We start from the raw sequence: 4,247 nt of genomic DNA on the forward strand, positions 1-4,247 counted from the left end.
TAAAAATAGACAAACTCGATTTTCATCGAGTTTGTCTACAGTCTGAAATAACCCCGATCTTTCGGGGTTATTTTTTCGATTTATGAACTTTTTAAAATGTTACATTTCTATTGGAGAATGACAACATTGGCATTTATTTTTACACCCCAAAAATATAAAACCCTGTCTTAAAATTAGGACAGGGTTATAAGATGGCAAATTTACCTCTATTTCACATAAAGTTACTGCTGCACTATCTGAATAAGGTTGCCGCATGTATCATCGAAGACAGCTATTGTGCTTTCGCCCATTTTTGTCGGCTCCATCGTAAACTTCACGCCGTTTTCCAATAGCCGTTTGTACTCTTGATGAATATCTGCAACGCCAAACATTGTTGCTGGGATGCCTTCGGCTACTATCTTCTTTTGATATTCCTTTGCGGCAGGATGCTCATTCGGTTCGAGTAAAAGCTCGGTACCGTCAAGAGCATCGGGAGAAACAAGCGTAATCCACCTGAATTTCCCCATGGGAACGTCATGCTTTTTTACAAATCCCAGCTTTTCTGAATAAAATTCCAGTGCCTTGTCTTGGTCTTGTACGAATAAACTGGTAACAATGATTTTCATAATCTTTTGCCTCCTTTAATATTTACCACGTTGGTGCTCTGCAAACAATTTGGCTCCAAGCCGAAAAACCCACACATTCTTCAGAAGCCTGTTCCGATTTTATAAAATTACTCTATCCATCCTTTCAGCAAGTTTTTAAGTGGTTCGTTGTTGAACATTAGTACTCGATATTTTCCCTTTCGTTTTGATTTTACGAGTCCTGCATCTTCCAATGCAGCTAGATGTTTAGCGATTGCCTGTCGCGAAATGGCAAGGTCGTGCTTCGTAATGAGACGTACCGTAAGTTCATACAACGTCAGCTCGTTGCGTTCAGATAGTTCGTCCAATATCAGCCGTCGAGTCGAATCGCCGAGTGCTTTGAATATAGCGTCTTTATCCCACATACATCAATTATAAGCAACTCTACAGTTGCATGTCAATAAGTATAAGCAACTTTATGGTTGCTTGTCAATCGCACCTATTCCTGATCGGGAAAGCCAAAAATACATATGTTGTTCTATTATTTCCATCATCAGGCTCCATCATGAATAGCCCCAACACTCATTCATCTCCAATAATTGCAGACAATTTTAGTATCGGTTTTAGTTTTTCATCTTAAACAGCCCCGTTAAGTAACGCACCCCTTTAGATTACTTACGCTCGTGCGAAATTAGTGCATTGCCTCATCAGATTCCCCCTGCCTTATTTGGTACTAATGGACAGTTCTAATCATATTCTTATTAAAGAAAACAATAAGAAGGGGATCAAAATCAGTTGATAAAAGTGAAGGTTGGTTTACGGCCCATTGTAAGTAAGATAAATTTACCTACTGTTTTGAAAACGACTATACTTCCGGGTGACTCCATTGAAAGATTATTTATTGCAACCCAGGTAGGAGAGATCTTTTACATAGGAAACGGAGATATAAGGACTTTTTTAGATATTCGCCCGCGAATCCTAAAACTAGGTGCTTCTGGCGGCGGATATGATGAACGGGGATTGCTGGGGCTAGCGTTTCATCCCGAATTTTATTATAACGGCCTGTTTTACCTTCATTATTCAGTGGCAGGAACACAAGGTCCAGGTGCTCTTTCTGAATCTTTTAAGCCTGACCCGTGTGATCCCAAAACGTTAAACCTAAGGTGGAGGGATAGAGAAACTAAATATGATCATATTGATACAATTGAAGAATGGATTTTACAATCGAATGGTCAACCTCAAAAACGACGGACATTACTTAACTTAAGACGGCCATTTAAAAATCATAATGGGTTCAATAGTTTAAACTTTTCACCTGAAACAGGAAAACTTGTTTTAACAACCGGAGATGGCGGATCAGGCTATGATCCATTTAACTTAAGCCAGGATGATCTCGAAATCGCCGGTAAAATAATCGAAATGGATGTAGGCAAGAATCTATACATCAATAATCCACCCATTGTCACACGTTTTAACGAACTTCCCACACCCATTCAGGAAACGCTCATGGTAATGGCCAAAGGGGTGCGCAATATACCAGGCATTTCATTTCAAAGATTTTATAATCAGTATATTAAGTATGCGGGAAATGTCGGACAGCGTTTGGTCGAGTCGATTTATTCATTCGTTCAGTATAAACCAATACCGGTTACTCAGCTTATTCAAGCTTATTCCATGAATTCCGAACCTGACAAAGAAGGATTTATTAACTTTGGCTGGCGAGGTTGGGAAGGTGCTTTTCCTGCTTCGATTATAAGAAAGTGCACGGAAAATCCGGATTTGAATGAGAAAACAACTGCATATTACAATGAAGCAGCTGCGCTTTCAGGTATCCGTCTTCAGCCTTTGACTAGTTATTTTCATGAAGATACCAGACCCGATAAGTTTAGTGGAACTGCAATTACAGGAGTGCAAGCCTATATGGGGGAAAGAATCCCTGCTTTGACAGGAAGCGTTGTGTTTACCGATCTTGCCCGGAAAGAAACTCAACCTAAGGTAAGAGGGGCTTTAGCTTATACCACCATAAGACCAAATGGTCAACAAAATGATTTTAGTGTAATACAAACCGATTATGATTTTGGGTCTCAATCAGCTTATTATGTTAATTTGGGAACGAACCTGGATCAAACCAGACTATATTTAGGGGTTTATGGCTCTATGAAAGTGACTGATTTTAACCAAGGTACGATTTTTGAAATCGTTGAACCCTAACTTTCAAATTCTACTTAATCATGTTCATTGGATGTAATGAATCAAAATTAAAACCGAGTGATGGGGACTCACTGAACTTTAATCATTTTTAATCGTTTAAAAATGATTAAAGCCATTTCAACCCAAAACCAGCTATAAATCAAAGCTAATAAAAAGCCAGTTATAAGAACTGAAAAGGAAACAGACACGGCTGGACCTAAAACCGGAAAGTGAAAAATAAATAGTAGACTCATAATGCCTGACATTAAAAGAATGGCACCAACAGCAATAACACTTAATCTCTTCCTAAAAAAGGAAAAAGAGGTCCCTATGCCAAGACCCAATAATCCAGTGGTAAAAGGAAATACAATGAGTTCAGTTGGCTGTAGGATGAATAACAACATAATTGTCAAAAGGTAGGTCATCACTCCAAATGGAATGGAAAACATGGAACCTAACAGAATAGGTGCAGTGGCTAGCGGACTTATAAAATATCCGATACCTGGTAAAAAGCCTGGAGCAGCCTGTAGAATGGCAGCGACACAAGCAAAAATGGACACTAAAATGAGCTTCATCGTTTTTTTATGTTTATTGAATATGATTTGAGATAAACGGACCTCATCAGAAATTGGTTTAAAAAAATACACCTTTCCACCTCATTCTAAATGGTTTATACGTTACCATACATTATATTTGCCATTCATTAGAGGTGGAACCATTATTAATGATCCAACACCCATATCCTGAAATGAAAAATGATTTTCCTTTGCCTAATAAAAAAACAAGGCCATATTTGGCCCTGCCTTTTATTCGACGATCACTTTCCCAACCATTCCTTCCTGGAAATGGTACCGGCATATCAGTTCATATGTACCCGGCTGTTTCGGTTGCACGGTAATGGTTTTTTCTTTACCTGCCTGGACCTCTGCGTCAATTCCGAGCTTTTCCACTGTAAAGGTGTGCTCTTTCTTACCTTTGTTTTTCAAAATCAACGTTGTGGCTGTTCCATTCGGAATAGTGATGACTTCCGGATTAAAGAAATCATCGTTCAACTCGACCTCAATCGATTTCACCGCAGGCTGAGTTACAACACGGGATTCGGCAGATACGCCGAATGATCCTAGAGTTGTCACAACGACAACCGTTGCAAGCACAACGATCAATCCTGTTACCCACTTTTTCACAGACATTCGCATTCCCTCCTTCCCTTACCCTATTTTTTTCTAATTCATAAAATATTATTACTATTAATTTGGTTACAGTGCGCTTTCAAATAGGTGAAAAGAAAAAGATCGCCACTATTGACGATCTTCTGGAGCCCAATCTTATGATTTTGTATCATAGTCCTTTTTGACATTTTACCATTATAAATTTAAATGGAGGTTTATTTTCCGCATTCTTATGCGGCTCAACAACTTCAGAAAACTCTACCAGTCCATAATTTCCAAATTCTTGTTTAATCGAGTCGGAATCATAAAAAAACATTTTCATCCC

Annotated in this window: 5 protein-coding genes and 1 pseudogene; 1 reads left to right on the forward strand and 5 read right to left on the reverse strand. The window is 38.7% G+C overall.

All coding sequences use genetic code 11. The annotated features are described in order from the left end of the window. Positions 1–221: 221 nt before the first annotated feature. Together ADA55_RS04275 and ADA55_RS04280 are read right to left on the reverse strand one after the other, a co-directional pair. Positions 222–605, reverse strand: a complete 384-nt coding sequence (locus ADA55_RS04275) for a VOC family protein (RefSeq protein WP_048679548.1) — start codon at positions 603–605, stop codon at positions 222–224. Positions 606–712: 107 nt separating this feature from the next. Then, on the reverse strand, positions 713–988 hold the full coding sequence (locus ADA55_RS04280) for an ArsR/SmtB family transcription factor (protein ID WP_048679554.1): 276 nt from the start codon (positions 986–988) through the stop codon (positions 713–715). Positions 989–1,358: 370 nt separating this feature from the next. On the opposite strand from ADA55_RS04280, the gene ADA55_RS04285 reads away from it, so the two are divergent. Further along, complete coding sequence (locus ADA55_RS04285; RefSeq protein WP_048679559.1) at positions 1,359–2,774, forward strand: PQQ-dependent sugar dehydrogenase; 1,416 nt, start codon at positions 1,359–1,361, stop codon at positions 2,772–2,774. A 68-nt stretch (positions 2,775–2,842) separates the two neighbouring features. Here the strand turns inward: ADA55_RS04285 and ADA55_RS04290 are convergent, their stop codons facing one another. The 3 genes and pseudogenes from ADA55_RS04290 to ADA55_RS28210 all read right to left on the reverse strand — a co-directional run. After that, positions 2,843–3,400 carry a hypothetical protein gene (locus tag ADA55_RS04290; protein WP_048679562.1) on the reverse strand — a complete coding sequence of 186 codons (558 nt, stop codon included), beginning with the start codon at positions 3,398–3,400 and terminating at the stop codon, positions 2,843–2,845. A gap of 159 nt (positions 3,401–3,559) precedes the next feature. Next, positions 3,560–3,943 carry a cupredoxin domain-containing protein gene (locus tag ADA55_RS04295; RefSeq protein ID WP_048679564.1) on the reverse strand — a complete coding sequence of 128 codons (384 nt, stop codon included), beginning with the start codon at positions 3,941–3,943 and terminating at the stop codon, positions 3,560–3,562. A 148-nt stretch (positions 3,944–4,091) separates the two neighbouring features. Beyond that, positions 4,092–4,247, reverse strand: a pseudogene (locus ADA55_RS28210) (SAM-dependent methyltransferase); the annotation flags it as partial.

Source organism: Bacillus sp. 220_BSPC (assembly GCF_001054655.1).
In the GTDB taxonomy this organism is placed as follows: domain Bacteria; phylum Bacillota; class Bacilli; order Bacillales; family DSM-1321; genus Peribacillus; species Peribacillus frigoritolerans.